Source organism: Flavobacterium polysaccharolyticum, from assembly GCF_038739875.1.
GTDB classification, from domain to species: Bacteria; Bacteroidota; Bacteroidia; order Flavobacteriales; family Flavobacteriaceae; genus Flavobacterium; species Flavobacterium polysaccharolyticum.
In genome coordinates this window covers 120,039-146,191 of record NZ_JBCGDP010000006.1, presented here as the reverse complement: position 1 = coordinate 146,191, position 26,153 = coordinate 120,039, and the positions used below count along the sequence as shown (strand labels likewise).

Sequence of the window (26,153 nt, the reverse complement as noted above, 5' to 3'; positions counted from 1 at the left end):
CGGGCTGTACGCTCCCGCTTCCCGATAAAAAATCGGGAGAGCTCCGCTGCCATCCCTCACGCAAACCCTGCTACTCAAAACCTTTGCATTATAGCCAAATGAATACATTATCTTAACAAATATAAAAATAGAATAACATGAAAAAAATACTCATCACTTTATGTATAAGTGCCATTACTTTCCTTGGTTTTGCACAAGGCAACACCCGCACACAGGAACTCGGGAAATACGAAGGTCTTGCTATGACGCCACCAATGGGTTGGAATTCTTGGAATACCTTCGGAACCAATATAGACGAAAAGTTAGTCAAAGAAACCGCTGATATTATGGTGTCTTCTGGTATGGCAGCTGCAGGCTACAACTATATTGTACTCGATGATGGCTGGATGGCCAAAGAACGAGACGAAAACGGCAATCTAGTGCCAGATCCTATTAAATTTCCAAACGGAATGAAAGTGCTTATCGATTATGTACATTCCAAAGGACTAAAATTCGGCTTGTACAATTGCGCAGGAACACATACTTGTGCTGGTTACCCTGGAACACGTGGTTACGAATACCAAGACGCTCGTTTTTATGCTAATTTAGGTGTTGATTTCCTAAAATACGATTGGTGTAATACCGCTGGAATTACTGCCAAAGAGGCTTATACTACTATGAGTAATGCCCTCAAAAAAGCAGGTCGCCCTATCGTATTTAGCCTATGCGAATGGGGAGACAATCAACCATGGGAATGGGGAAAACCAGTAGGAAACCTTTGGAGAATTTCGGGAGATATTTATCCTTGTTTTGATTGCGAATTCAAACATCCAGAAAATTGGTCTTCATGGGGATTCATGAAAATTGCCGAAATGCGAAAAGATATTCGTAAATTTTCAGGCCCAGATCATTGGAATGATTTTGATATGATGGAGGTAGGTAATGAAATGACTACTATCGAAGATCGTTCGCATTTCGCTATGTGGTGCATGTTGGCTTCTCCTCTTATTGCTGGGAATGATTTTAGAAAAATGAAACCCGAAACATTGGCTATTTTGACTAATAAAAACTTAATTGCTGTAAATCAAGACAAATTAGGTATTCAAGGATTCAAATTGACGGTAGAGGATGGTGTAGAAGTTTGGGTAAAACCATTGTCAGATGGAGCTTGGGCAGTCACTTTTTTAAACAGAACCGAGTTACCAAAAACAATCAACTTCGATTGGAAAAAACACCCAATCAAAGATGCTGATTTTGGTTTTGAAGCTGATTTTGCCAAAAACACTTATCAACTTCAAGATCTTTGGAAAAATAAAAGTGCAGGGTCGACTAAGAAAAACTTTGCCGCATCCATAATTGCACATGATGTAATCACTTTGAAATTAATCCCTTAATTTAGCAATATGAAATCTAAACACCACTTTTTTATAGTAGCTCTTTTGCTTGTTGGATATTATTCCAACGCTCAGTTTGTGAAGAAACATGGGCAACTAAGTGTAAAAGGAACACAACTTGTAGATAAAAATCAAAATCCTATCGTTCTTAGGGGGGTAAGTTTTGGCTGGCACAATTGGTGGGGTAAATTCTACAACAAAGGTGTAGTAAAAACCTTGAATAAGGATTGGAACGCTACTGTTTTGAGAGCCGCAATGGGTGTTGATGTTGATGAAAATTGCTACATTAAAAAACCAATTGAATCAAAAGCAACAATTGAGGCAGTGATTAAAGCAGCAATAAAGCAGGATATTTATGTGATAATTGATTTCCACAGTCATAATATTCACCTCGAACAAGCAAAAATATTTTTTGATGAAATGTCAAAAGAATATGGAAAATACCCAAATATAATTTACGAAGTTTTTAACGAACCTGATAACGAAACTTGGACAGAAGTAAAAGCTTATTCGCAAGAAGTGATTAAAGTGATTAGAAAAAATGATCCTAAGAACATTATTCTTGTTGGCACTCCGCATTGGGATCAAGATATTCATCTAGCCGCTGCAGATCCAATAGTTGGTTTTGAAAACATAATGTATACTATGCATTTTTATGCGGCTACACATGGCAAATGGCTTCGAGACAGAACTGACGATGCGATCAAAAGTGGCTTGCCTATTTTTGTCTCCGAATCGGCGGGTATGGAAGCCACTGGTGATGGTCCTTTAAATAGTATTGCATGGCAAGAATATATCGATTGGATGGAAGTAAGAAAATTAAGTTGGATTACTTGGTCAATTTCAAGCAAAGACGAAACCTGTTCAATGCTTAATAAATCGGCAAATTCCGAAGGTGATTGGAAAGATAGCGATTTGAAGGAATCCGGTGAAAAAACCAGAGCTTATCTAAAAAAGTATACTACAGATAATAATAAATAGATTACCCGTTGGGTGTAATTATTTGCAGTAAAATACACTGACTAGATATTGGTCAAGATACTGAAATTCAGTATCTTGATGTCGCCAAACAAACCAATATCTATGTCAAATATAGTGAAAAATTATTTTAGAGTTTTAGAAGTTATAAGTTCTTTGAATTGTGAATTGGAATATAAATCAGATGTTGGAAGAAAACAAAAAATGTCTGATTTAGAAGTATTTGCATTAAGCCTAACAGCTGAATTTATGTCTATTGATAGTGAAAACTCTTTGTTTAAAGAGATAAATAGAGAACAAATTTCCAATTTAATTGAACGAAGTCAGTTTAATAAAAGAAGACGAAAATTGTTTTTCTTTTTAGAAGAAATAAGAACAAAATTAGCGTCTCGGTTTTTAGAATTTGAAGATTATTTTATTGTGGATAGTATGCCGTTGGAGATTTGTAAATTTGCTCGTCATAGGAGAATTAAAATTTGTAAAAACGAGTTTGAAACTGCTCCTTCAAAAGGGTTTTGTGCTTCTCAAAACAACTGGTTTTACGGATATAAATTGCACGGGGTTTGTTCTATAAATGGAATTTTCCATTCATTGGATATTACAAAAGCAGAAGTTCACGATGTTCATTTTTTAAAGAACATAAAACATCAAATGTCTGATTGTGTTTTGCTTGGCGATAGAGGTTACTTGTCTCAAAGCATTCAATTGGACTTGTTTCAAACGGTAAATATTAAATTAGAAACCCCAAAAAGGAATAATCAAAAAGACTATAAACCACAACCTTATATCTTTAGAAAATCAAGAAAAAGAATTGAAACATTATTTTCTCAACTATGCGACCAGTTCAGAATTAGAAACAATTACGCTAAAACTTTTGAAGGTTTTAAAACAAGAATTTTAGCAAAAATAACAGCATTAACATTGGTTCAGTATATCAATAAATTCATTTTTGATAGACCGATAAACAATATTAAAAATCAAACAATTTAATTACACCCAACGGGTTAAATAGATTCATAAAATATACTTCGAAACACTATTGATCGACTAAAACAATTACGTCAGAAAAAGTAAATTATAGGGCTTAAAAATTCATTTTGATTGGTTAGGTAGCTAAATAAATTATTACAAGTCAGTCTCAAAAGTTGTTTTAAAAACAGCCCTGTTCTTTTTGAAAAAACTTCTAAACACCAATAAGTTCAATTTTTTTTGGATTTTTCTGTAGATACTAAGTAACTAGGAAATAATAATTCAAATACTGTTTTAAAAACAACGAGAGGAAAACTTGTTATACATAGCAAGTGTAAGAGTTTGTTGTAGTGTTAAATGCTTTTTTTGTCGAATTACTTATAAGGTTTGGTGATTTTATTTCTGAAATAATTTGTGATAGCCAAAAAAGTATTCTATATTTGCACCCGCGTTACGGGGTGTAGCGTAGCCCGGTTATCGCGCCTGCTTTGGGAGCAGGAGGTCGCAGGTTCGAATCCTGCCACCCCGACAAAATCCTTTCTGAGTTTCAGAAAGGATTTTTTGTATATATGGGATTTACAGTTTACATATTATATTCAAAATCCGCTGACAAATAGTTAGAATTTCCGTTAAGCGGAATAGATTCTGCCACCCTGACAAATTCTTTCTGTGTTCAAGAATGTGTTTTTTTATTACTCCATAATCAAAACAAATACTTCAAAGTGAGTTATTATTTTTTAAAATCCTATTTTTGCGTGTATTTTAAAAAACTCAAAACACAATGTCAAATACTATCGAAAAAATTAAATGCCTAATTATAGGTTCAGGTCCTGCGGGTTATACCGCTGCTATTTATGCAGCTAGAGCCAATATGAATCCAGTATTGTACCAAGGAATGCAACCAGGGGGACAATTGACTACGACTAATGAAGTAGAAAATTTTCCAGGTTATGTAGACGGTGTAACTGGGCCAGAAATGATGATTCAGTTGCAACAACAAGCACAACGTTTTGGCGCTGATGTGCGTGATGGTTGGGCTACCAAAGTTGATTTCACTAGAGATATCCACAAAGTTTGGATCAATGATACCATCGAACTACACTGCGAAACCGTAATTATTTCTACTGGAGCTTCTGCAAAATATTTAGGTTTGCCATCAGAACAACATTATTTAAAAATGGGTGGCGGAGTTTCTGCTTGTGCTGTTTGTGATGGATTTTTCTATAGAAATCAAGAAGTGGTAATCGTTGGAGCAGGAGATTCAGCTTGCGAAGAAGCACACTACTTATCTAAGTTGTGTAAAAAAGTTACGATGTTGGTTAGAAGCGAAAAATTCAGAGCTTCCAAAATTATGGAAGAAAGAGTACGTAAAACCGAAAACATCGAAATCCTTTTAAACCACGATACAGTTGAAGTTTTAGGAGATGAACAAGTGGTTTCAGCTATCAAAGTAAAAAACAAAACCACCGATGAAGTGTATGACATTCCAGCTACCGGATTTTTCGTAGCCATTGGTCACAAACCCAACACCGATATTTTCAAAGATTACTTGACCTTAGACGAAACGGGTTATATCGTAAACGTTCCAGGAAGTTCAAAAACGAATGTAGCAGGAGTTTTCGTAGCAGGAGACGCTGCCGATCACGTGTACCGCCAAGCCATTACTGCCGCTGGTACAGGTTGTATGGCTGCATTGGATGCCGAACGTTATTTGGCTGCCAAAGAGTAATTTTTTTAGGAGCAGTATTCAAAGCGCTTTTTTGTGAGCAAAGTCCCGCTCTCCGTTATAATCTTTGTTGCCGAACCCCGGCAACAAAGGATTTCCACTACGATCGGGGCTAAAGAGCTGCAATAGTCCTTTTGGGTTACATTTTAATTTTAGTCATAAAAAAAGTCCTTCACGAAGAAGGACTTTTTTTGTGTCTACTAAAAACTATTCTTGGCTTATCGAACCGCCAGAACTTTCACTTTTTTTCAGGCTTTTCGGCTTGTTTTTATAAGAGATGTTTGCTCCGCTAGACGCTTCAGCATCGAGACTTACCAACGGATGTAGTGATTGAATACTTCCCGATGAAGCCTCAGACTTGATATCGTTTACCAATAATTCGTCTGCATTAATAGAACTTCCGCTGGAAGAACTGGTTTGTAAACTAATGGCTTTACCTTTCAATTCAATACTACTTCCGCTTCCAGAATCACAAATTATTTTTTCAGATTCTATGTTCAAATCTAGTGAGGCCGCACTCGATGCATCAATCTTAAATTCTGTAGCTTTAAAGGTAGATTTACTATTTACAGTCGAAGCACTATTGGCTTCAATACCTTCTATAATAGGAGCTCGAACAATTACTTTTTTCGAAGTGATATTCAAGAAAGAACTGTATTTACATCCAATAATAAGCTTACCGTTTTCTACTTTGGTAGTGATTTCTTTTTGCAAATTATCATCGGCTTCTACTATAATCTCAACTTTATCGGCTTGTTCTAGTACCAAATCGATAGCGTTTCCTACTTCAATACTTTTAAAATCGCCATTTACAATTCTCTTTTCGGTGGTCACATTACCACTTCCTGTGATGGAATTGAAATTTGTAGACAAGTTACAAGAAGCAAATAGTAATGCGGTCAGTGTAACAATGATGAATTTTGTTACTAAAGTGATTATTTTTATCATGGCTATTCGGTTTTGATGATTATTCCGTCTTTATTGATTTTTAATTCTTTTATATCCTTATTGGATTTAATTAAAGTATCTTTTTTAATAGAAATTCCATTTTCATTGATCGTAACATTAGCAGAACTTGAATCATTTTCTACATCATCCCATTCGTCCTCATCATTAGGGCAATTTAAACATTTTATTTGAGAATTAGTTACTTTGTAAACGTAATTATCTGAGCTATAGTGTAAATTGAAGAAATCATTATCTGAACGATCATAGTTTTGTACTGATGCGTCTGGTTTTAATAATGTACCTTCTGGTAAATACAAATACAATTCTACTTCTTGGTCACGGAATTTATTTTTTACATCGGTCAATAAATAATTGTCTAAATACAAATGATTCCCTTCTACTTTTATACCATATTGAATTTTTTCAGCTCTGAATTTTGCATCTTGAAACGATTTTCCTTTAGCGGTTCTTTCAATTTGGATGTAAGGTGTTTTTTCATCAGTATACAAAATTCTCAAGCTTACATTGTTAGAATAAATCAATTTGTTGTTCGCAGAATCTTGTACAAATTCAAACTCGGTGTGATCGTCAATATCTTTTGTGTAATAATCATTATATCTGAATTTTACGAATAAAGTATCGTTTGCACTCAAAGGAATATTTTGTTTTACTACAGTTTTTCCATCATACGCTACTTGAGTAGCAGTTTTTACTCCGATAGAGATTAAGATGGCAACAGAGATTAACCACAAAGCCAACAAGCTATATTTAGCAATATTCCCAATTGATCCAATAGTTGGAGATAATAATTTGAATCCTAAAATAGTTAGGAAAAAGAAAGGTATGCCTACAGCAAAAAACATCAATAACCCAAAGCTCCAAACAGGATAATCAGCAAAGTTACCAGCTTCAATAAAATTTTGCCAAGGAAAATCTATAAATGCTGAGGATCCTAAGGTAAAAACTCCAATAAATAAGCTAACTAGTGTAAAAAGTCCTGTTAAGATTAAAATAACACCCAAAACTTTAGAGAAAACTTTAAAAAGAGTCATAATAAAATCACCTAAAGAGTTTCCCAACTTTTCGGCTCCAGATTTTACTTGGTTTCCCATTTTGTCATAATCGGCATTTTTGAATTTACCAGATACATTTTCAAATTCTTCACGAACTTTTTTCTCAATATTAGAGATGGTTACGGGTTCTCCAGTCATTTCTAATTTTTCTGAAGTTGTGATGGCTTCAGGAGTTACAATCCAAAGGATAATATAAGCCAATATACCTGAACCAAATCCAGCAAAAACAAAAATTAAGAACATGATTTTTAACCAAACTGCATCGATCCCAAAGTAATGTCCTAGACCTGTGGCTACACCACCAATCATTCCTTTTTCTTTATCACGGTATAATTTTTTGGTAGCTCTAGTGCCATAATCATTAAATTTTCCTGAAGTGCCTGTTTCTTCCTCAATGATATAATCTTCAGGTTGGCCCATTACAGCGATTACTTCATCAACATCTTTTAGACCAACTACATGTTTTTCGCTTTTTTGTTTTTCATTTAATAATTCTGAAACACGCATTTCGATGTCTTTTATGATTTCTTCTTGACCAGAAGATTTAGACAATGAGCGTCTGATAGCTTCAAAATATCGAGTTAATTTTTGGTATGCATCTTCATCAATATGGAAGAACATTCCTCCTAGGTTTATATTTACAGTTTTGTTCATGATTATTGTTTTTGGTTGGTTATTAGACTTACGGCTTCGGATAATTCATTCCAAGTGCCGCTTAATTCGGTTAAAAAGGTTTGTCCTATTTCGGTTAGACCATAATACTTTCGTGGCGGTCCTGAGGTAGATTCCTCCCAACGGTAGTTGAGTAATCCGTCATTTTTTAATCGAGTTAGCAAAGGATAAACGGTTCCCTCTACAACTAACAATTTTGCGTCTTTTAAAGTGTCTAATATTTCAGAAGTGTAAGCATCTTTTTCTTTTAAAACTGATAAGATGCAAAACTCGAGAACACCTTTACGCATCTGGGCTTTTGTGTTTTCAATGTTCATAATTTTCGTTTTGATTTTTTGTTTGATTAGAACTGTTCGTTTTTTGATTACTTTCCATTATAGGTGATAGTTGAGATGATCTATAGTGTTGATTAGACTACTATATACTACTTTATAATTGATTACTTTATAAAGGGAATAGTGAATGGATATTGGTATTTTTCTCCATTTGATGTTTTCACAGCTGCAATAATTATTAAGAAGAATTCTGCTATTTTGAATCCAACAAAAGCAAGAGCAGCGATGATTCCAACTGTAATAAGCCCAATGTGATCTTCAAAATTGAAATCTTTTAGTACCAAGCCTTGATTGTGATAAAAATCATTGAATGTCATGTTGCCAAAAACAGTGAAAATTAAAATAGGTAAAGCAATTGCTGCCATAACCAAAGAGTAAATAAGTATACTCAATTGAAAATTAATAGCTTGTTTTCCATGATGGTCTATAAATTCTGATTGATCTTTTTTTGAAGTCCAAATCAAAATAGGGAAGATATAATTTCCAAAAGGAATTATATACTGGCTCAGTGTACTCAGGTGAGTAAATGTTGCAATGTTTTTTTCTGATGATGTTTCCATGATTTAAAGTATATAGTAATTTCTTATGCAAATATATGTCTAAAAGAAAGTATCTTGTATCGCATAGTAGTAAATATTAACACAATATTAACATTTTAGATGTGTTTTAATCTTTTGTGTGCTATATGTTTTGCTTTGTTTTACAGTTGTTTAGCGCTATTTTGGCTTTAAAGACTTTTGAAGAGGGAGTAAGTTTTATTTTTATATGTATGCATAGTATTTTTTTGTATTTTTACCCAAAAACCAATACATAATGGAAATAAACGTATCAAAATTGAATCAATTCTTGCTTTTTAAATTGCCTTCAGCATTTTTATGTGGAGTAAGAGTAAAAGCTATTAATGAAAAGCAATGTGTAGTAAGTGTAAAACACCGTTGGATCAATCAAAATCCGTTTAATTCGATGTATTTTGCTGTACAAGCTATGGCGGCTGAGTTGTCTACTGGCGCTTTAGTGATGTTTCAAATTCAAAAAAGCGGTAGAAAAATATCTATGTTAGTAGCTAACAACAAAGGGAATTTTACTAAAAAGGCCACAGGCAGAATTACATTTATCTGTAATGATGGACATTTGATAGAAGAAGCAATAAAACAAACTATTGCTACAGGTGAAGGGCAAACCTTTTGGATGAAATCCATTGGAACCGATGAAAAAGGAGTTCAGGTTTCTGAAATGGATTTTGAATGGAGCGTTAGAGTAAAATAATAAGTTCTATATTTAAGTAAACAATAAAAAAATGCCTCAATTGAGGCATTTTTTTATTTTGATTTTTTAGAAGAGCAACATTTTTTACCTTCTGCTTTGCATTCGGTCTTTGTTTTTGTTGCTTCTTTTTTAGTTGTTGAAGTTTCTTTTTTTGTTTTTTCTTTAGCTGGAGCTTCTTGTGCTTGAACTGACAAAGCAAAGAATGAAAAAGCTAAAATTGCTGCTACTTTTTTCATTGTATTTAAGTTTAGTTTATGATATACTTTTATATGCTATCAAATATAACAAGAAAATCAATTGTACGATTTTTATCAGCTTCTTTTTGGTAAAAATTAACAAAGGCCCTAAGGTGTACATTGATAATGGTTTAAAGTTGCAGTGAGGGTGAAGAGTGAATAAGATATAAAAAAAGCCTCAAATTTACTATTTGAGGCTTTTAGTAGCGAGACCGAGATTTGAACTCGGGACCTCAGGGTTATGAATTCGGAATTTAAAAATTAATTCCAGTGTTTGCAGGGGTTCCCGAGGGCTATTTTAGTTAAAATTGGCACAAATCGTATGCGTTTCCGTATGCAATTTTGTTATTGAATTTTCCTTATAGAATCTATGGTAATCTAAATTTTTGAATTGTTTTTATTATTAATTTTTTCTGTTTTTTCGGCATAAGAATTTTAAATTCTAAAATACTTCTTCTTCCTCTCTCTTCCAAACCACTCGCATACTACTATGCGGGTTGACTTTTATCGTGGTCATTCGGTTTTAAGAGTGATTGTAAAAAGGCTTTGTCTTTTCTTAATTCTGCATTCTCTTTTTTTAGCGCTTCATTTTCGAATTGCAATTTTGTCAATAAACTATTCTGGCTCATTTCGGCCAAGGTTTCGTTGTATCCTTCAAACAATTCAAACAGGTTAACTTTTAAAGCATTTGCTATATTTTGCAATTTAGAGAGCGGAATGTCTGATTTTCCGTTCTCGTAGTCTACATAAGTTCGCTTTTTTATACCTGAAAGTTCAACGATTTCGTCTTGAGTTAGTTTTTTACTCTCTCTTACTTCTTTGATAATCAGTTGCATGAAATTTGTTTTTGGAAATTTGTGGTATTTTTTTATAAAAATTGCAAAATATTGCAATTGTTGCATATATTTGCAATAGTTGAATTTGCTATTTGTACGCCTTTGTAGCGTAATTGTAGCCGCAAATGTAACAAATATATATTGCAGTTTATTGCTATATGATATAAAATGTTGCAGATAATTGAATTATTATTCGTCACAAAGTATAAATAGTACACTGGCAACATGATACGAACTCAAAAAATTAATAGACGATACCGATTGCATCAAAAATTAAGAAGAGCTGGATTACGCTATAGTGCAACGCTTCGAACCATTTATGTACCATGGAATTTTGAAATTGAGAATGCTGACTTGAAAGAATTACAAAAAGATTTTAGTTACCAAATACAATTTGAAATATGATTAACAACCAAGAAAGAACCAGTATTATTAAAACTTTAGGAAAGCAGTACTCAGCCACAATTTCCTTGCATTTGAAAAAAAAGAAAATCAAAAACGCTATTGGCGAAGACTACACGAGACAAAGCATCCGCACTTTTGTCAATGGAATGCGTGAAAATGAACAAGTAGAATTGGCTATTATGCAATTGGTCAACAAAACCGTAAAAGCCAAAAAAGCACTACAACTCAAACGTCAACGATTATTTAAAGTGTAAGGGCAATGAACAATCCCAAAGTCTTATCTATACTTAACAATGCAAAAATCTTTCTTTCCCCCGAGGAATTGAAAGAACTCGCCTTGTGTATCGATAAAGAAGTGGGAAGACCTGAACCCCGAAAAATTAGAAAATCAAAACCCTTACAGAATTGGACTTTAGAAAGTGTAACCGAAAATTTATTGGCTACCCAATTCAAGAGCAAACGTAGATCCTAAAAATACCTCCAGCAACTGCTGAAAATTCCTTGATGTATTCGGGTCTATTGGCCCGATACAGCAAGGATAAATGCTGACAATATGAAAAATAACTCTTTAGATAGCAATGTTTTTTCATTAGCTTCTCATCTTTTTGGTTTTGGAAACACAGACCACAAATACAAAACCCTTGAAAGCATTGCAACGACCGTTGCAACTTCTTTGCAACTTGAAAATAGAATTATGGCAGTTTATCCTGCAATAACCATTGAAGCCTTTTCCATCACAATGGATAACTACAGAAAGTACATTTCAGGTTATAATTTTCAAACGAATGCCGAGAATGAATTAATAGATAAACACAACGAAAATGTTAGATTGTTTCTGAGGAACAATGAATTAAACGAGGTTCAGAAATCATTTTCTATTCTTTTTGCAAAGAAAAATCAATCCTTAAAACCAAGAGCGTTTAATCAAAGTGTAGAAGATTTTTGCAATGAATACGGAATGATTATTTGCAAAAAGAAAATCCAAACGGTTAAGTATGCTACAGAATTGGTTTTTCAAAACTTGCTTCATCTTTACAATTCCCAATTGATGAAGCGCAATGAACAGTACATGAAATTGGGAGTAACAGCCGTTCGCCCAATTGAAGAATTCAAAATCAATTCGTTTTTAGTAACTGAGTTAAAGCGCAACGGAGTGAATAGTTTGTCTCTTTGCACTAAAACCGTTCGGAATCACAGACAGCGTTTGGAAGAATGTGGAGTGTTTATCGATTATGTATTCAAAGGGCAAAATAGACCCGTAGAATTACATATCAATCCTGAAATTTTGACCGTTTTAGATCTCAAAACCTCAAAATTAACAACTTCTGAAAATCAACGTTTTACCCTTGAAAGCGAGAAAGTTTTACCTGATAACAATGAGAGTACTAGAACATCTTTAAATGAATCTCAAAAGAAAGAGAATGTGAAAAACATTTCTCTTTTTAAAAAGGAGTTCCCTTCGGTCACGCCTTCTCATTTGTTTTTTACTAGAACACCAGCCAGCAATATGCAAAATCCAACCGAGGTGGCGCCCGCGGAAACTGTTAAAAAAGAAGCAACTTTATCCGATAAACTTCAAAATTTAATCTTGCACCCTCAAGAATTGGCGGTAAACTTGGCTAACAAAGAGTACAACAATTACAAGCCGATTGATATTCGCTATTTGTTCAAAGAAGCCTATTCGGGAACTATGCTCAAAGAAGATTTTAGGCAATTAGTGATTCAAGACTTTTTCAAGAGTATTTCTAAGATTTACAAAAATTCCACACCGTTTGCAGGTTCTTGGAAAAAAGCCATTTCACTTTATATGGAATTCAAATGGATTGCTTTTACTGGAGAAGCCTTTAACAAAGCTTCGATTGTGGATGATATTCAGCAAATGCGTTGGCGTGCAGAATGGGCCAGAAAATGGTTTGTGAAAAATGAATTCCCTCCATTATTTCCCTTCGATTATTTTGATATGACCCGAAAAACGGCAAAAGAAGTGGGTTTTGAATACACTAAAGTAAAATGGAACGAACATTTACAGGGAAAAGCAAAATACGAAGCCATTAAGAAGAAACAGGAATGTAATGCACAACGCAGAAAAGAAGCTATCAATCACGCTAAAAAATGTGAGAATGAAGTCAACCGCTTTTTCAAAAACAAAATTACACTACCGCAATTATTTGATTATGTCGAAAAGAATTTGCCTGCGTCATACTTGGAAAAGTTACCCCAAATGATTGAAAAAAAGTGCTTGAAAAGTACTAAGAAAGTAGTTGCTGCATCTGATTTTGTACAATATGATTTGAGTGATTTTTAACCTAAACCTTTTATATCTATGCCAGTATTTGCACCCGAAGCATCCAAAATCAAAATGGTGATCCTTACTAAAAGCAAACAAGACAATGCAGTTTGGTGGTCGCCAATCAATCAAAACAAACGGAATTCACAACGCATTATAGAAAGCATGCTAAGACGTTTTGAAAAACATGCCCTTGCAAAAATGACCAATGTTATCCAGTTCTATGAGAATGGAAACCTAATTGCCGAAAAAAAGTTATGACCAGTATTCAATTGAAAAAGTGTACTCGAGACGAAATTGAGGTGCTACGAGAACAAATTAATGCTTTTATTCAGAAACGAGAAGAAAAGCAAATTAGCAAAGGAAAGGGCAATTTTGATTTTTATGTCAGTTGTATTTTGATGGATATTTTGAGACGATTATCCTTAAACCTTCGCAACAAAATCGAGTTGAGTTTCAAGAATTGTATTTCTGTTCGGATGACTGTTTTTGAAGCAACGGCACTTTTAATTGTATGCCATTGGGATATAGCTTTTTTAAATGCCTACCAAAAAAATGTCCTTTTGAAAACCCGAAATAGTATCGACCAACAACTAACCAATTTGAATTAAAACCAAAGAAAAATGCTAAAAACATTGTACTACATTCGAAATAAAAAAGAGTTGCAAGAGCTGTATTTGAGCCAAATGCCCGAGAAGTGTATCCGAAGTGAAATCAATTCGATTATCAACGAAACTAGAAAAGATATTTCTCCTGGTATGAGATTGAATGCAAAAAATATCAAAACCGAAGAAGCCTTGATTTTCATTGACCGAAACGGTACTCCTGACGGCTATTTGTTGTCCGAAGAGTTAAAAATCAAACTCAACGAATACCGAGAAGTTGAACTGAAAAACAAACAATTTTTAAAGAAAATTAGCCATATCTCGTAATTACGGTATCCCATCAAGCAACCCAACCAATGCCTTTATCAATCAGAATTTTATTATCCGAATTCTCGAAAAGCCAAAAGGAAATTCGACAAAAAACAAAAATTAACCTCTAGTAATGAGCTTTCTAACTTTATAAAAGACGAACAGATTAATAAAAGCTTTTTGATAAGTGTTTATATCCCTTTTTAAATGATTTATATTAAAAAGACCTGAAAAAGCCTACGCCTAATTGTTTGCCGTTATAAAAAGGTGCAATAGTTGAAATAGTATTTTTTTCTTTGGTTTTAAATATTTTTCCCTGAATCCATGGATTAATCCAATAAGCAATTTTTGTGCTTAAAATACCAATTCCAGCACCTGCAACTACATCTGTCAGCCAATGTTTGTCGTTATAAATTCTGAATGCTCCTGTTCCTGTGGCAATTATATATCCGGAAATTCCATACCATATTGAAACATCTTTATATTCTTGCCAAAGGAACTCTGCACCTGCGAAAGCGGTAGCGGTATGTCCTGAAGGAAACGAATTGAAAGCTGAACCATCGGGTCTTTCTACTTTAGTAATTGATTTTAAACTAAGTACAGTAGCCGACATTAGCAAATAAGAAGTTCCTAGTATGATAGTTCTGTCTTTGAAATTATGCTTCCCTTTTATGCCTAAAGCATTTAATCCATAAACGGATAGTGCAGGTGCATATTGTGAAAAATCATCAATTGTGATTTTTCCATCAATATCTTCATTTACTTCGTCTTTTATTTGAGTATTGAAGAGTTTCAACTGATCACTTTCAATACCAATTATTCCATAAGCTATTAAGAGAGACGGAACAATTACTTGTTTGTAATTGAATTTGAGATGCTGGTTGGTTATTGAAGTTTTAATGCTATCTGTATCAATTTTTTGAGCATTAATAATATTCGTTATAAAAACAAAAATGCAAGCTATTTTTATTATACTATTCATTTTGATATTAAATTCTAAACTATTATTTCCAATCCACTTTTTATCATTGAAATTTCTATTGTATTAGTTTTGAAATTATGAAATTCTCCATCAATTTGGATGTCTAAAAAGATTTTATCTGGCATTTCAATACTTATCTTTTCTAATAATTTGTGTTGCGCTATTTTGAATTTTTCAATTTTATTGAATATTACACTCATAGCTAAAGTTATCTTTTCAAGAAAGTGTAGTTGCGGTACTAGAACCAGATCTAACTTACCATCATCTAAACTTGCTTTAGGTGTTAGACTCATTCCATAGCCCATTTCATTTGAATTTGAAATAAAAACTATTAGAGTCTTTGTATTGATAATTTGATTATTAAACGAAAGTATCGTCTGCATAGGTGTAAACTGAATGCTTGAGGCTATTGACGCCCGAACATAAGACATCAAAGTTCGCTTAGTGTAACTCTCATATTTTTTTATAATCAGTGCATCAATACCAACTCCTACGTTGCTAAAAAAATACTGTTCGTTTACTTTACCAACATCAATGAATTTAGTGTTATCCTTGCGTATTATTTCTGTTGCTTTATCTAATGATTTTGGGATACTTAAATTAGAGGCTAAACCATTTCCAGAACCAACCGGAATAATTCCTAATTTTATTTTGGTGTTGATTAAACAAGAAGCTACTTCATTAATAGTACCATCGCCACCACAAGCTACAATGCAATTTGGATTATTTTCGATTGCTTTTTTAGTGAGTGTTATTGCGTGTTTTTTATAATTAGAATAATCAACTTCAATTTTAAAGCTTTCTTTTGGAAAATGTTTTTCTAGTTCTGTTTTGTTAATATTATGTTTTCCTTTCCCTGAAATTGGGTTTATTATAAAATGAATATACCGCATTATCTAAGCAATTTGTTGGTAAATAAATAATCAGCCGTTTGGTACCAAGAAATTGTTTCGTTAAGAAATGGTTTATTCATTGGTAATGGTTTCAAACTATTGTCTGTTTTATTCCAAGTATAAAATGCTTGCTTTTTTTGGTCGGACAAAATCATTACTTTTTCTTTTTTCATCAATACTAATTTTCTGTATGTTCCCACTAATGCGCGTTCTTCAAAGGATGGATTAAATACATTTTTACCAAAGAAATTGCTTTCATAACTCCAATTCATAATTGAGAAAAAAGTTGGGAATAAATCTATTTGAGAACATTGTTTAGTAACTTTTTGATTTAGTTCTTCGGGAAAATTTACTATGAACGCCGGAATGTGATAATTTGCTACATCAATTTCATCTTTACCTGCACTACTCGCACAATGGTCTGCAATAATTATGAAAACAGTATTTTTAAACCAAGGTTTATTCTTTGCTTTTTGAAACATTTTCTTTATTGCATAATCAGTATATTTTACTGCTCCTTCACGACCAGTTCCAGATGGAATATCTATAGCATTATCAGGATAAGTGTAAGGACGGTGGTTGGATGTTGTCATCACAAAATTGAAAAATGGTTTATTGTTTTTGTAATGTTCGTCAGCTACTTTAATCATTTTAGAGTAAATATCATCATCGCAAATTCCCCATGCATTTTCAAAAGTTACTTCATCATCATTAATGTTATTTCTAATTGTTTTAATTTTATCACTTAATACACTTCCACGTCCACGATCATAAATTGTAAATCCGTTTCCGCCAAAATAGGCATTCATATTATCGAAATAACCATCACCACCGTAAAAGAAATTAGAATCATAGCCTTTGCTTTTGAAAACATTTGAAACGGTGAATAGGTTTTGATTTTCTGGACGTTTCACTATACTTTGTCCCGGCGTTGGCGGAATACAAAGTGTCATTGCTTCCATGCCTCGAACTGTTCTTGTGCCTGTAGCGTACAAGTTCTCAAAGAAGATGCTTTTTTGTGCTAAACTATCTAAAAATGGTGTTATGTTTTCTTTATTACCAAACTCTTTCATAAAACTGCCGCTTAAACTTTCAACCAAAATGAAAATTACATTTTTCTTACTTGGTTTTTGGTTAGTGCTGGTTGTTATTGTTCTATAAATCGAAAATCCTTCCGACTGGTATTTACTATTTGTATCACTAAGTTTATTTCTGATTATATCAAAAGCAGTTTTGTTATTTACAGAAGTATAGAACTCATTGTAGACCATTTGATTGTTTCTAAAGGCTGCAAAAAAAGAATAAATTCCTGATTTTGATATCTCGGCATTATACCTGTTTTTTGACCATTCAGCTTGATTGTTTGTAATAAAAAAACTAAAAAATAATGCAATTACAATTACAGCTGAAAGCATAATTGTTCTGTCTTTAATACTTGCTTTAGACTGAAATGTATTTTTAATGCTGCCAAGCTTATAAAAACCAAACAATATAATTCCAGTTATTGCTAAAACTCCAAAAATAAGTATAGGTAGTGGATAGGATTGCTGAATGTTGGCAACAACTTCGTGTGTATATATTAAGTAATCAACAGCGATAAAATTAAATCTCGTTTTAAACTCATCCCAAAACGTAATCTCTGCAAAAAATGTAAAGACTAGTATGAAAATTGTTAGTGAGGTGAAAAACCAAACTAAAATTTTATCTACCCAAGTGCCAATCCATTTATTTGGAAATAAAAAGTAATATGCTACCGCAGGAAGTATAAAAAAACTTATTGTTCCTATGTCATAGAAAAAACCTGTTAGAATTGTTCCTATGATGGTAAACAGATTAAAAGAAACTTCGTCATATTGCCAAAAAATAAGTGAAATACGTAAAATGAATGAAAAGGTTAGAAACCATAAAACGAATGCAAAAAGCAAACTGTAACGAGGTGATAAATTGATTTTATTAAACATAATTGTTTTTTTTAGAAAGAGTCAATAAAGTCCTCACAATTAAGGATTAATTAAAGCAAGAAAATTGTATTAACTTTTATTGAATTTCTTATAAATGTTAGTTTTTTTAAATATTGGCAAAAGTGAAAAACAATTTTGAAGAAATATTGAATTCTAATTTTGATAGGTTAATGCGAACTAAAATTTATAATTATAACCTATTCTAATTACTTGTGTTTCGTAGTAATCGTTACTAGTATAACTAAAATCTTGACCTTGAATTTCTTTCTTAATTACCAATGTATTTAAGAGGTCGGTTGCATTTATAAAAAATTCTCCTTTGCCATTTTGAATTGATTTTTTCAGTCCTAAATCAATTGAGAAACGCGCTTTTATTTTGCCTTGTGGTATAATATCAGGTGCCAAATATATTGCTGTTAACTGGGCATCTACTTTTTTAGACAAGTGTAATGTGTTATTCCACTTTATGTTGCCAGAGAAAATATCTTGTTTTGTAGCAGAAAATGTATTGGGTTCAGGATATAAATTTTGAACTGTAAACGCACCAATTTGATTGTAATACGCATTTAGATTTAGATTGGATGAATACCAATTTGCTATATCCTGTGAAAGAACGATTTCAACACCTGTATTGGAACTTTTATTTACGTTTTGAAAGATGGCATAAATTAAATTACTACTAGGAACAGTAGAAGCTATTCTAGTTATAGTTGCATCGGCAAAACGATGGTAGATTGCCGAGTAGAAGTAACCTTTTTTCAAGTTTCTTTTAAAACCTAGTTCTACTAGATTTGTGAATTGGGGTCGTAATCCTGGATTACCCACCTTAATAATTTCAGCATCATCATACTTAGGGAATATTCTGATATCCACTTCGTTTGGTCTGTCAATTCTACGATTGTAAAATAATGATATTTTGTTGTTGTCATTGATTTTATAAGCAAAACGGAGGTTAGGAAATGGTTCAAAATACGAGTATCCATCAGTCTTGTAAGTTGGGTGATTCGGATTTACTTCATATTCTAAATCTAAGTATTCTAGGCGTAATCCAATTTCAGCTTCGATTGTATTGGTTTCGTAAATGTAGTTTCCATAAATCGCAGGAATGATTTCTTCATAGGTTGCCTTTCCACCTGCATTTGCATCCAAAGGTGAATTTATTCCGGGAAAGAATTGCATATTAGTTGGAATTATGCGGTTTCGAAATTTTAAACCTGTTTCGAGGCGACCATATTTTAATGGCTTTATGTAATCTATATTGAAGTCAATTACACTTTCATCTGATAGCAGTTTGAAAGAGTCTTTACTGGTTGAATAGGGTAAAATATTATCGAAGAAATATTTTTCGTCTTCCCTGTGAAAGGTATAATTGAAGCCTATATTTAATAAATGCCCAGCTTGTTTAAATTTATGTTGATAGGCAGCTGTCCCCATCACTGTAGTTTTTAATTCGTCTTCTAAAAATTGCCAAAGGCGCAATCGTTCGGAATAGTCTTTATTAAAAAAAGGTTGGTCGCCGTTATCAATAATTTTTTCTGAACCAAATAAACCCGAAACGGTTAACGTATTGTTATCATCAATTGCCCAATCAATGCCAGATTTGATAGTGGTGAAATGGGTGTTTCGATTTCGCTTTAATTGTTGATTAATGATTGTACCATCATTGTAAGTTCGAGTTACGAATTCATTTTTATTTAGCGTTTCTGTATATAGATAGTCGCCTTGGAAAAAAGCATTGATTTTGTTTTTACGATAATTGAGCGATAAGGTTGGATTAACTTTTGGAGTTAATGAATATTGTGGTCGAATCGTAGGTAAATTTTGTTTTCGTTCCCACAAAGCACCTAATCCAGAGGTAAAACCTATTTTACCATTAAAGCCTTCTTGTTTATTTTTCTTGTAGATGATATTGATAATTCCAGCATTTCCATTGGCATCATATTTTGCTGATGGATTATTAATGATTTCTATTTTATCGATTGCTGAAGCAGGAATATTATCTAAACCTGATTGATTTCCAAATCCTGTTAATGCTGTTTGTTTACCATCAATCAATACAGTAACTTTATCATTGCCTCTAATTTGTACTTTTCCGTCTTGGACAGTAACACCAGGTAAGTTTTGCATGGATTGTAAAACAGAGCCGCCACTTTGACTAATATTGTCAGCCATTGAAAACGTTTTTTTATCCATTTTCTCGCTGACAGTATTTGTTTTAGAAACCACTACCACTTCTTGTAAGGTTGTAGCATCTTCTTCCAGTTCGATAGTTCCTTGATCTAAAAATTCGGAAAGTGAACCAACATAAACTGTTTGTGTCTTGGTTTTGTAACCAATAAATGAGAATTCTAAAATATAGTTTCCAGATTTGATATTGGTCAATGAAAATCGACCTTCTTCATTGGTAATAGTTCCAGAAATTATAGTATTATTATCTGAATTTTTTAATGAGATATTTACATATGGTATTGCGATTTTTGCTGTTTTATCTTTAGTTATGCCAGATAATGTTGCTGATTTGTTTTGTGCTGTTAAATTTGCAACCAATAATTGTAGTATTGCTACTAATAGAAAGTTTTTAATTTGCATAATATTTTTTCCTTTTACTTCTTTTAGCAAAGTTCTAAATGGAATTTGAAGAAATATTGAATTTTAGAAAACTATTTCAAAGTGGTGCATTCTATCTCTATAATTATAGCTAATGGTCCAATGATTGGTATCTACAATTTTCTTAATGATGGACAACCCTAGACCATTACCTTGTGAGGACGGATTCGATTTCGAAAAACGTTCAAACATTTTTTCAGTTTGTAAAGGTAAAAGAACTCCTGTATTCGAAAATACTATGCTATCAGTGGTCAGTTTGATATGAATTTTACCATTAAGAATATTGTGATTTATAGTGTTTAAAAAAAGGTTGTTAATTAATGTTTCAACAAGAAAATGATTCGAATTAACTATAGCTTCCTCTAACAATTCTGTTGTAATATTTATTTTTTTTGAAAGGGCTTGTTCGCTAAAAAAATCTAGTTGATTATTGATTATCTCACTTAAATTTATTTTCTCGATTTGATAGTATGAGTTACTATCAATTTTGGATAAAACCAACAAATTTTTATTAAGCTTAACAAATTTTGAAGTAGTGATATTTAAATCATCAATTAATTTGAACTGTTCTGAGTTTAGGTCTTTTCTTTGTATAATATTCTCTAGTTTACCTTTAAAAATTGCAATTGGTGTTTGTAACTCATGCGCCGCATTTTCTATAAACTCTCTCTGACTTTGATAGATGCTACTGTTTTTATGGATTAAATTATTGATGGCATTATTTAATCTTTCGAACTCTTCGGTTGTACTTGTTATTAATTTTACTGAGGTAAATTTGTCAATTTCAAATAGTTCCATTTTATCTAATGCTACATAAAATGGTTGCCATAATTTTTTTGAAATTATTTTAGTAATAATGAAAAATCCAATAATCAGTAATAAGAATAGAGAAATAAAAAGAATCACGGTACTACTGATAAGATTTTCTTTTTCGACCATATTCATTTTTGCCGAAAAAGTAAACCATTTGTGTTCAATTTTTACAGGAGAATTAAGAACTCTGAATGGCTCATTGTCTTTGTTTAAGGCATCGTAATAATTATGATCGAACAAACTATCTTTTGAATTGCCGTTGAATTTTTCGATTGTGATATCTCGATTGAATTTATTCCAAAGCACAATATCTTTGATAGTCAAGTCCTTTTTGGTGAATTGATCGAATTCAGCTTTAATGGCATATAAATCTTCATTTGCTTCGTGCTCAAAAAGAATATTAGATACCTCATAAAATATTGGCGCAATAGTAAAAAGAATAACTACTGCATAAATAAAATAATACTTTAGTATTTTTTGGAGTAGTTTTTTATTCCGCTTCCCATTTATATCCTGTTCCATAAACTGATTTTAGATAATCGGTTGCACCCATTTCCTTGAGTTTTTTTTTCATATTTTTTATATGGGCATATACAAAATCATGATTATCTAACATATCCGCCATATCGCCCGATAAATGCTCAGCAATAGCACTTTTGGAGAGTACTTTATTTTTATTGCCAATCAAAAATAACAATAAATCCATTTCTTTTTTGGTAAAGTCTATTTTATTACCTCTGATTTTAACCAACTTACTAATGGTGTCAATCTCAATTTCATTAAAAGAAATCACATTACTTCCATTAAATTGCTTTCGTCTAACCAATGCTTGAATGCGAACTAATAGTTCTGAAAGATGAAAAGGTTTAGTTAGATAATCATCTGCCCCGAGTGTCAACCCTTCAATTTTAGTCTCCAAAGTATCTTTGGCAGAGATTATAATGACACCATCCGTTTTATTTTGCTTTTTTAGTAATTCTAAAATTTTAAAACCATCGCCATCTGTCAACATTAAATCTAAAAGAATGCAATCGTACGAATATAAATCTATTTTCTCGATGGCAGCTTTTAAGGTAGTTGCTGATTCACAAACAAAATCGTTACTGCTCAAGTAATTTATGATACTTATTGCAATTTCGATTTCGTCTTCTATTATTAAAATTTTCATATTACAAAGAAACTAACCAATTTTGAATGAATGTTGAATTTTAGTATTTTACAGCTACTTTCCCTTGCTATCCTTTCTTTTAATTTACTTAAGATAAACTGTATTTTTTCTGTAATTTTTTTTTTGAAGTTAAGCCTGTTATTTGGTAACCATTATTCCATCTTTATGCATTTTTAGCAGCTCTATTTATTCTCTGCTGCTTTTGGAACTATTACAAAGCGCTAATAATATCTAAAAAGTTTTTAGCTGTATAACAACCCTCAACGTTTTTATTCTCGAAAACCATAAAGTATTTATAGTTATCGCCTGATTTTTCAGCCCATTTTTTGCCTAAAACATTTTTTGCTTTACTGTCATCATTGTCTAGGAAATCACCTTTGGTTTCCACTAAAATGATGTTTTGTTTTTGTGTGTAAAGAATAAAATCGGGGTAGTGATTGTTGCTAAAACCGTTTAGATAAAATCCTTTATCTTTGGTTACTGAATTTCTATGCCAAAACAAAACATTTTCTTGTGAAGCAATATCCATAATCAAACGTTGTTCAAAATTATTCATATCGCCTTCACGTTCGTAAAGTGATTTGTCAATTTTAGCCCCTTCTTTTGTGTGAATTAGTGTTTCTTTAAACTTGAAACTTGGCTTTACAATTATTTTATTGGTGTCCAACAATCTACTAAATTCTTCTTTTGCATGTTGGTTTGATAATTCTAAAATCTTGGCTTTTATTTTGTAGACGTAATTGTATTCATTGTTTACCGCATCAATAATCTCTTCTGTAGAAAATTCACTGAAGATACGCTCGATGTATTTCTTGATTTCTTGTTCTGGAATTGGTGTCATATTACCAATTTTACCCACCATTATACTTGTAATATCTTTAACCTGCTTTTCCTTTGGTTTGGCTACAATGGTATCAATCAATATTTTTTTTGCTTGAATACTAAATTTAGAAATTATAGCATCTTTACGAACTTCATCATAATCGACCTTTACAATGTCGGCACTAACACTGTTAAAATCAATTTCAATATCTTTTGAAGACAATTTGAAGGTACTTAATAACTGGTCTCTATTCAAAAAAACTTCTCCTTGACTTAATTCGTCAAAAATTAATTCGCGACTTAAAACATCTGTATCTAATTTTTTGTAAAACTGAGGTAACTCTATATTTTCGGCTACTTGATGAAAATGTTCAACTATTTTGTAACGTTTTGGTTCTTTTCCCATTTCTCTTAAAAGGTATTCGGTACTATCTCCTGTGTCTTCATTTAATCTTGTATCAAATGCATTTCCTTGTTCGATAGCTTTTTGAGTAATTTGATTTATTGTTGAATTCGCAGTGGGTGTAAACTCTTTTTCTAAAGGATCAAATTGAATTGCACCTATATTGATATTTGTAATATCGTTATCATCAAACTGTTCACTAGATTTGTCTTCGTTTGAAGTTCCAAACAAATCTCTATCTAAGGCTTCCTTGTCTGATATTGGCGCAACATTGTTTTCAGGGATAATTTCTTCGGCATAATAGTCTTTATTGCTAAATCCTGCATCTTGCAGTCCTTTGACAATATTATCCAAGGTTTCATTGAATTTAGCAGAAGCTGTTAAAACAAAAGACAAATTTAATAAGGGTTCTTTATGCTTTAATACATAAGGCTGACGCAATACTCTCCCTAAAATTTGTTCTACTTCTACTGCTGATGATTTGTCTGCTAATGAAGCTAAAATATAGGCAAATGGACAATCCCATCCTTCTTTTAGTGCATTGATTGTAATAATGTATCGAACAGGACAATTTTCATCCATTAGGTCGATTCCTTTCAACTCATCTAAACCACTTACTTTGATTTTGATTTGCTCTTCAGGAATTTTTAACTCAATTAGTTTCTCTTTAATCTTAGTATAGGTTGTATTGTCACTTCCTTTAATATTGGATTGTGCCTGAAAAAGAATAATTGGTCTTATCTTTTTGCCACCTTCTAAAGATTCTTGAATTGCTAGCTGTTCTAATTGTCTTTGTAAATGTAAAGCACTATTGATTACTTCTTCTTTGCGGCTGTGGTTATAGACAATAACTGGTAATTTTACCATATGCTCTTTTTTCAATTCGATAGCATTGACATAACTAACAATATTGCTGTTCTTTTTTGGCGTAGCGGTTAAATCTAGTACAAATGATGGATTCAAATTTTGCAACATTTCAACACTCAAATCACTTTCGGCATTATGACTTTCATCAACAATAACCAATGGATTTAGACTTCGAATAATATTGATTAAAGCACTTTCGTCAGTGTCAGGTAAAACCAAATCTTGCTCAACAACAGTATCTCTAAATGCTTCCAAGGAGCCGTTTTGTTGGTATATTTTTCGGTCGTCTTTTTTCTTGGAATTAATTCGTAAACTACTAAAATTGAATACAAAAATATTCAACTGTTCGGAAACGGATGTTGGATTAAAATTAGCTCCTTGCAACAAACTTTCTTTTTCATACACTTCCACACTATGATTAAATAAAGTATTTAATTTTTGGCGGTAAGGATGAGATGAATCAGATAAACTTGAGGCTGTTTGTTGTAATAAGTTACTCCATGGCACTAACCAAACCACCGCTTTTGGTCTGCTACTGTCATAAGTACTAAAAATAGAGTGTATGGCATTGCAGGCAATAAATGTTTTTCCTCCAGCGGTTGGAACTTTTATTGCTATGTGTGGTGTATTAAGAATGTTGTCTTTGTAGGGAACCATTCCGCTATATGTACCATCAAGCTTTAATTCGTATGGTCCAACTTTGTCTTCCCAATAGTGTTTGAAGGCTTTTGCTGGGTTAGCATACTTTTGAAGGTATTCTAAAAATAATTCTAGATCAGTAATTACTTGTTGCTGGTAGGATTTTAACTCCATTTATTTTTTATTTGCTTTTTATTCCTGTTTTTGCATTGAGTTCTTCATACCGTTTGGATGAAGGAAATCGAGAAACGCAAGCCTAGATGCTTTGCGTTTTTTGCTTTTTATAACTTTTCGTTTTCTAAAGTGGTCGAATTCGACCACTTTAGATAGTTTCTAATTTTGAAATCCAGTTATTAAATCTTGGGCATTTGGATCTAATTTTATTTATGCCAATATCCTGAGCCAATAAACAGCCATGTGTTATTTTAGAATAATCTTTAATTATTTTAAGTAACCTTTTAGAAGGAGCCGTAACACTACTGTCATTTATTAATTCGGGGTTTTCATTCTCATTTATAGTTTGAACTAAATAATCATAATCTAGAAATTCATTTTCCTCAAAACCATTATCGAAAACATTAATGTCGCAAAATAATAAGCCTTCAAATTCGTGTAATTGAATGTAAGGGATAAATCTTTGATGTAACTGAGCAGGAATACTTGAAAGCATTCCCTGTTCCATTAAATCCATTCCAACATTTTTATTATTATGTTGATTGGCTTGTAACCAATTTGGATAATTATGATTAGCATGAATACCATAAAAATCAATTAACGTTGTTACAAATGCCGTTGGGTCTTGTTTTAAATGGGTTTCAATTTGATGTTTTAACGAAGACCAATTTACAATACCCCCTGCTGTTTTCTTTATTGTTGGATTTTGAATTACAATTCCAAATTGGATAAAATGCGGTTGTAAAATGTCATTACAAAATTCTTGTTCTGTTTGCCCTTCACAAACTATAATTAATCTTTTCATT

The 26,153-nt window shown here is 32.4% G+C and carries 26 protein-coding genes and 1 tRNA gene; 13 read left to right on the top strand and 14 right to left on the bottom strand.

Features of this window, described 5'->3' with window-relative positions; all coding sequences use genetic code 11:
• Positions 1-137: 137 nt before the first annotated feature.
• The 5 genes from WFZ86_RS08245 to trxB all read left to right on the top strand — a co-directional run bounded on the left by WFZ86_RS08245 (position 138) and on the right by trxB (position 5,049).
• Positions 138-1,373 (top strand): glycoside hydrolase family 27 protein, encoded by a 1,236-nt coding sequence (locus tag WFZ86_RS08245; protein ID WP_342691490.1) that lies wholly within the window; start codon positions 138-140, stop codon positions 1,371-1,373.
• A 9-nt stretch (positions 1,374-1,382) separates the two neighbouring features.
• Positions 1,383-2,354, top strand: a complete 972-nt coding sequence (locus WFZ86_RS08240) for a glycoside hydrolase family 5 protein (RefSeq protein WP_342691489.1) — start codon at positions 1,383-1,385, stop codon at positions 2,352-2,354.
• 102 nt (positions 2,355-2,456) lie between these two features.
• Entirely contained in the window at positions 2,457-3,341 is an 885-nt protein-coding gene (locus WFZ86_RS08235; RefSeq protein ID WP_425402872.1) for an IS982 family transposase, read from the top strand.
• A 433-nt stretch (positions 3,342-3,774) separates the two neighbouring features.
• Positions 3,775-3,849 (top strand) — tRNA-Pro (locus WFZ86_RS08230).
• Between the two features lie 252 nt (positions 3,850-4,101).
• A complete protein-coding gene (gene trxB / locus WFZ86_RS08225) occupies positions 4,102-5,049 on the top strand; it encodes a thioredoxin-disulfide reductase (protein WP_342691488.1) in 948 nt (315 codons plus the stop codon).
• Between the two features lie 204 nt (positions 5,050-5,253).
• On the opposite strand, the gene WFZ86_RS08220 is transcribed toward trxB, so the two are convergent.
• The 4 genes from WFZ86_RS08220 to WFZ86_RS08205 all read right to left on the bottom strand — a co-directional run bounded on the left by WFZ86_RS08220 (position 5,254) and on the right by WFZ86_RS08205 (position 8,634).
• Positions 5,254-5,994, bottom strand: a complete 741-nt coding sequence (locus WFZ86_RS08220; RefSeq protein ID WP_342691487.1) for a head GIN domain-containing protein — start codon at positions 5,992-5,994, stop codon at positions 5,254-5,256.
• 2 nt (positions 5,995-5,996) lie between these two features.
• A complete protein-coding gene (locus tag WFZ86_RS08215; protein ID WP_342691486.1) occupies positions 5,997-7,721 on the bottom strand; it encodes a PspC domain-containing protein in 1,725 nt (574 codons plus the stop codon).
• A 2-nt stretch (positions 7,722-7,723) separates the two neighbouring features.
• The gene (locus WFZ86_RS08210; RefSeq protein WP_342691485.1) at positions 7,724-8,056 is read right to left on the bottom strand and encodes a PadR family transcriptional regulator; all 333 of its coding nucleotides are present in this window, start codon (positions 8,054-8,056) and stop codon (positions 7,724-7,726) included.
• A gap of 122 nt (positions 8,057-8,178) precedes the next feature.
• Entirely contained in the window at positions 8,179-8,634 is a 456-nt protein-coding gene (locus tag WFZ86_RS08205; protein WP_342691484.1) for a DUF4870 domain-containing protein, read from the bottom strand.
• A gap of 253 nt (positions 8,635-8,887) precedes the next feature.
• Here WFZ86_RS08205 and WFZ86_RS08200 point away from each other — a divergent pair, with 253 nt between their 5' ends.
• Entirely contained in the window at positions 8,888-9,340 is a 453-nt protein-coding gene (locus tag WFZ86_RS08200) for a DUF4442 domain-containing protein (RefSeq protein WP_342691483.1), read from the top strand.
• 53 nt (positions 9,341-9,393) lie between these two features.
• Here WFZ86_RS08200 and WFZ86_RS08195 read toward each other — a convergent pair whose 3' ends face one another.
• Together WFZ86_RS08195 and WFZ86_RS08190 are read right to left on the bottom strand one after the other, a co-directional pair.
• On the bottom strand, positions 9,394-9,576 hold the full coding sequence (locus WFZ86_RS08195; protein WP_315145814.1) for a hypothetical protein: 183 nt from the start codon (positions 9,574-9,576) through the stop codon (positions 9,394-9,396).
• A gap of 488 nt (positions 9,577-10,064) precedes the next feature.
• Positions 10,065-10,412 (bottom strand): helix-turn-helix domain-containing protein, encoded by a 348-nt coding sequence (locus WFZ86_RS08190; protein WP_269223640.1) that lies wholly within the window; start codon positions 10,410-10,412, stop codon positions 10,065-10,067.
• 225 nt (positions 10,413-10,637) lie between these two features.
• Here WFZ86_RS08190 and WFZ86_RS08185 point away from each other — a divergent pair, with 225 nt between their 5' ends.
• From WFZ86_RS08185 to WFZ86_RS08155, 7 genes are all read left to right on the top strand, one after another.
• Positions 10,638-10,817, top strand: a complete 180-nt coding sequence (locus WFZ86_RS08185) for a hypothetical protein (protein WP_342691482.1) — start codon at positions 10,638-10,640, stop codon at positions 10,815-10,817.
• Positions 10,814-11,071, top strand: a complete 258-nt coding sequence (locus WFZ86_RS08180; RefSeq protein ID WP_294961216.1) for a hypothetical protein — start codon at positions 10,814-10,816, stop codon at positions 11,069-11,071. Before WFZ86_RS08185 ends, WFZ86_RS08180 begins: the two co-directional genes overlap by 4 nt.
• Before the next feature lie 5 nt (positions 11,072-11,076).
• A complete protein-coding gene (locus WFZ86_RS08175) occupies positions 11,077-11,289 on the top strand; it encodes a hypothetical protein (RefSeq protein WP_269223638.1) in 213 nt (70 codons plus the stop codon).
• 81 nt (positions 11,290-11,370) lie between these two features.
• On the top strand, positions 11,371-13,122 hold the full coding sequence (locus tag WFZ86_RS08170; RefSeq protein ID WP_342691481.1) for a hypothetical protein: 1,752 nt from the start codon (positions 11,371-11,373) through the stop codon (positions 13,120-13,122).
• Between the two features lie 18 nt (positions 13,123-13,140).
• A complete protein-coding gene (locus WFZ86_RS08165) occupies positions 13,141-13,365 on the top strand; it encodes a hypothetical protein (protein ID WP_342691480.1) in 225 nt (74 codons plus the stop codon).
• Positions 13,362-13,715 carry a hypothetical protein gene (locus WFZ86_RS08160; protein ID WP_342691479.1) on the top strand — a complete coding sequence of 118 codons (354 nt, stop codon included), beginning with the start codon at positions 13,362-13,364 and terminating at the stop codon, positions 13,713-13,715. The genes WFZ86_RS08165 and WFZ86_RS08160 overlap by 4 nt, the downstream gene beginning before the upstream one ends.
• A gap of 12 nt (positions 13,716-13,727) precedes the next feature.
• Positions 13,728-14,036, top strand: a complete 309-nt coding sequence (locus tag WFZ86_RS08155; protein ID WP_342691478.1) for a hypothetical protein — start codon at positions 13,728-13,730, stop codon at positions 14,034-14,036.
• 199 nt (positions 14,037-14,235) lie between these two features.
• Here the strand turns inward: WFZ86_RS08155 and WFZ86_RS08150 are convergent, their stop codons facing one another.
• The 8 genes from WFZ86_RS08150 to WFZ86_RS08115 all read right to left on the bottom strand — a co-directional run bounded on the left by WFZ86_RS08150 (position 14,236) and on the right by WFZ86_RS08115 (position 26,152).
• Positions 14,236-15,000, bottom strand: a complete 765-nt coding sequence (locus WFZ86_RS08150) for a phosphatase PAP2 family protein (RefSeq protein WP_342691477.1) — start codon at positions 14,998-15,000, stop codon at positions 14,236-14,238.
• Between the two features lie 14 nt (positions 15,001-15,014).
• Positions 15,015-15,893, bottom strand: a complete 879-nt coding sequence (locus WFZ86_RS08145) for a diacylglycerol/lipid kinase family protein (protein ID WP_342691476.1) — start codon at positions 15,891-15,893, stop codon at positions 15,015-15,017.
• On the bottom strand, positions 15,893-17,854 hold the full coding sequence (locus WFZ86_RS08140) for an LTA synthase family protein (protein ID WP_342691475.1): 1,962 nt from the start codon (positions 17,852-17,854) through the stop codon (positions 15,893-15,895). Before WFZ86_RS08140 ends, WFZ86_RS08145 begins: the two co-directional genes overlap by 1 nt.
• Before the next feature lie 177 nt (positions 17,855-18,031).
• Positions 18,032-20,443: a TonB-dependent receptor gene (locus WFZ86_RS08135; protein ID WP_342691474.1), complete on the bottom strand. Its 2,412-nt coding sequence runs from the start codon at positions 20,441-20,443 to the stop codon at positions 18,032-18,034.
• Positions 20,444-20,506: 63 nt separating this feature from the next.
• The gene (locus tag WFZ86_RS08130) at positions 20,507-21,796 is read right to left on the bottom strand and encodes a sensor histidine kinase (RefSeq protein ID WP_342691473.1); all 1,290 of its coding nucleotides are present in this window, start codon (positions 21,794-21,796) and stop codon (positions 20,507-20,509) included.
• Entirely contained in the window at positions 21,765-22,442 is a 678-nt protein-coding gene (locus WFZ86_RS08125; protein ID WP_342691472.1) for a response regulator transcription factor, read from the bottom strand. The genes WFZ86_RS08130 and WFZ86_RS08125 overlap by 32 nt, the downstream gene beginning before the upstream one ends.
• Positions 22,443-22,653: 211 nt before the next feature.
• A complete protein-coding gene (locus WFZ86_RS08120; protein WP_342691471.1) occupies positions 22,654-25,347 on the bottom strand; it encodes a DEAD/DEAH box helicase in 2,694 nt (897 codons plus the stop codon).
• Between the two features lie 148 nt (positions 25,348-25,495).
• A complete protein-coding gene (locus WFZ86_RS08115; RefSeq protein ID WP_342691470.1) occupies positions 25,496-26,152 on the bottom strand; it encodes a DUF4276 family protein in 657 nt (218 codons plus the stop codon).
• Position 26,153 lies beyond the last annotated feature (1 nt).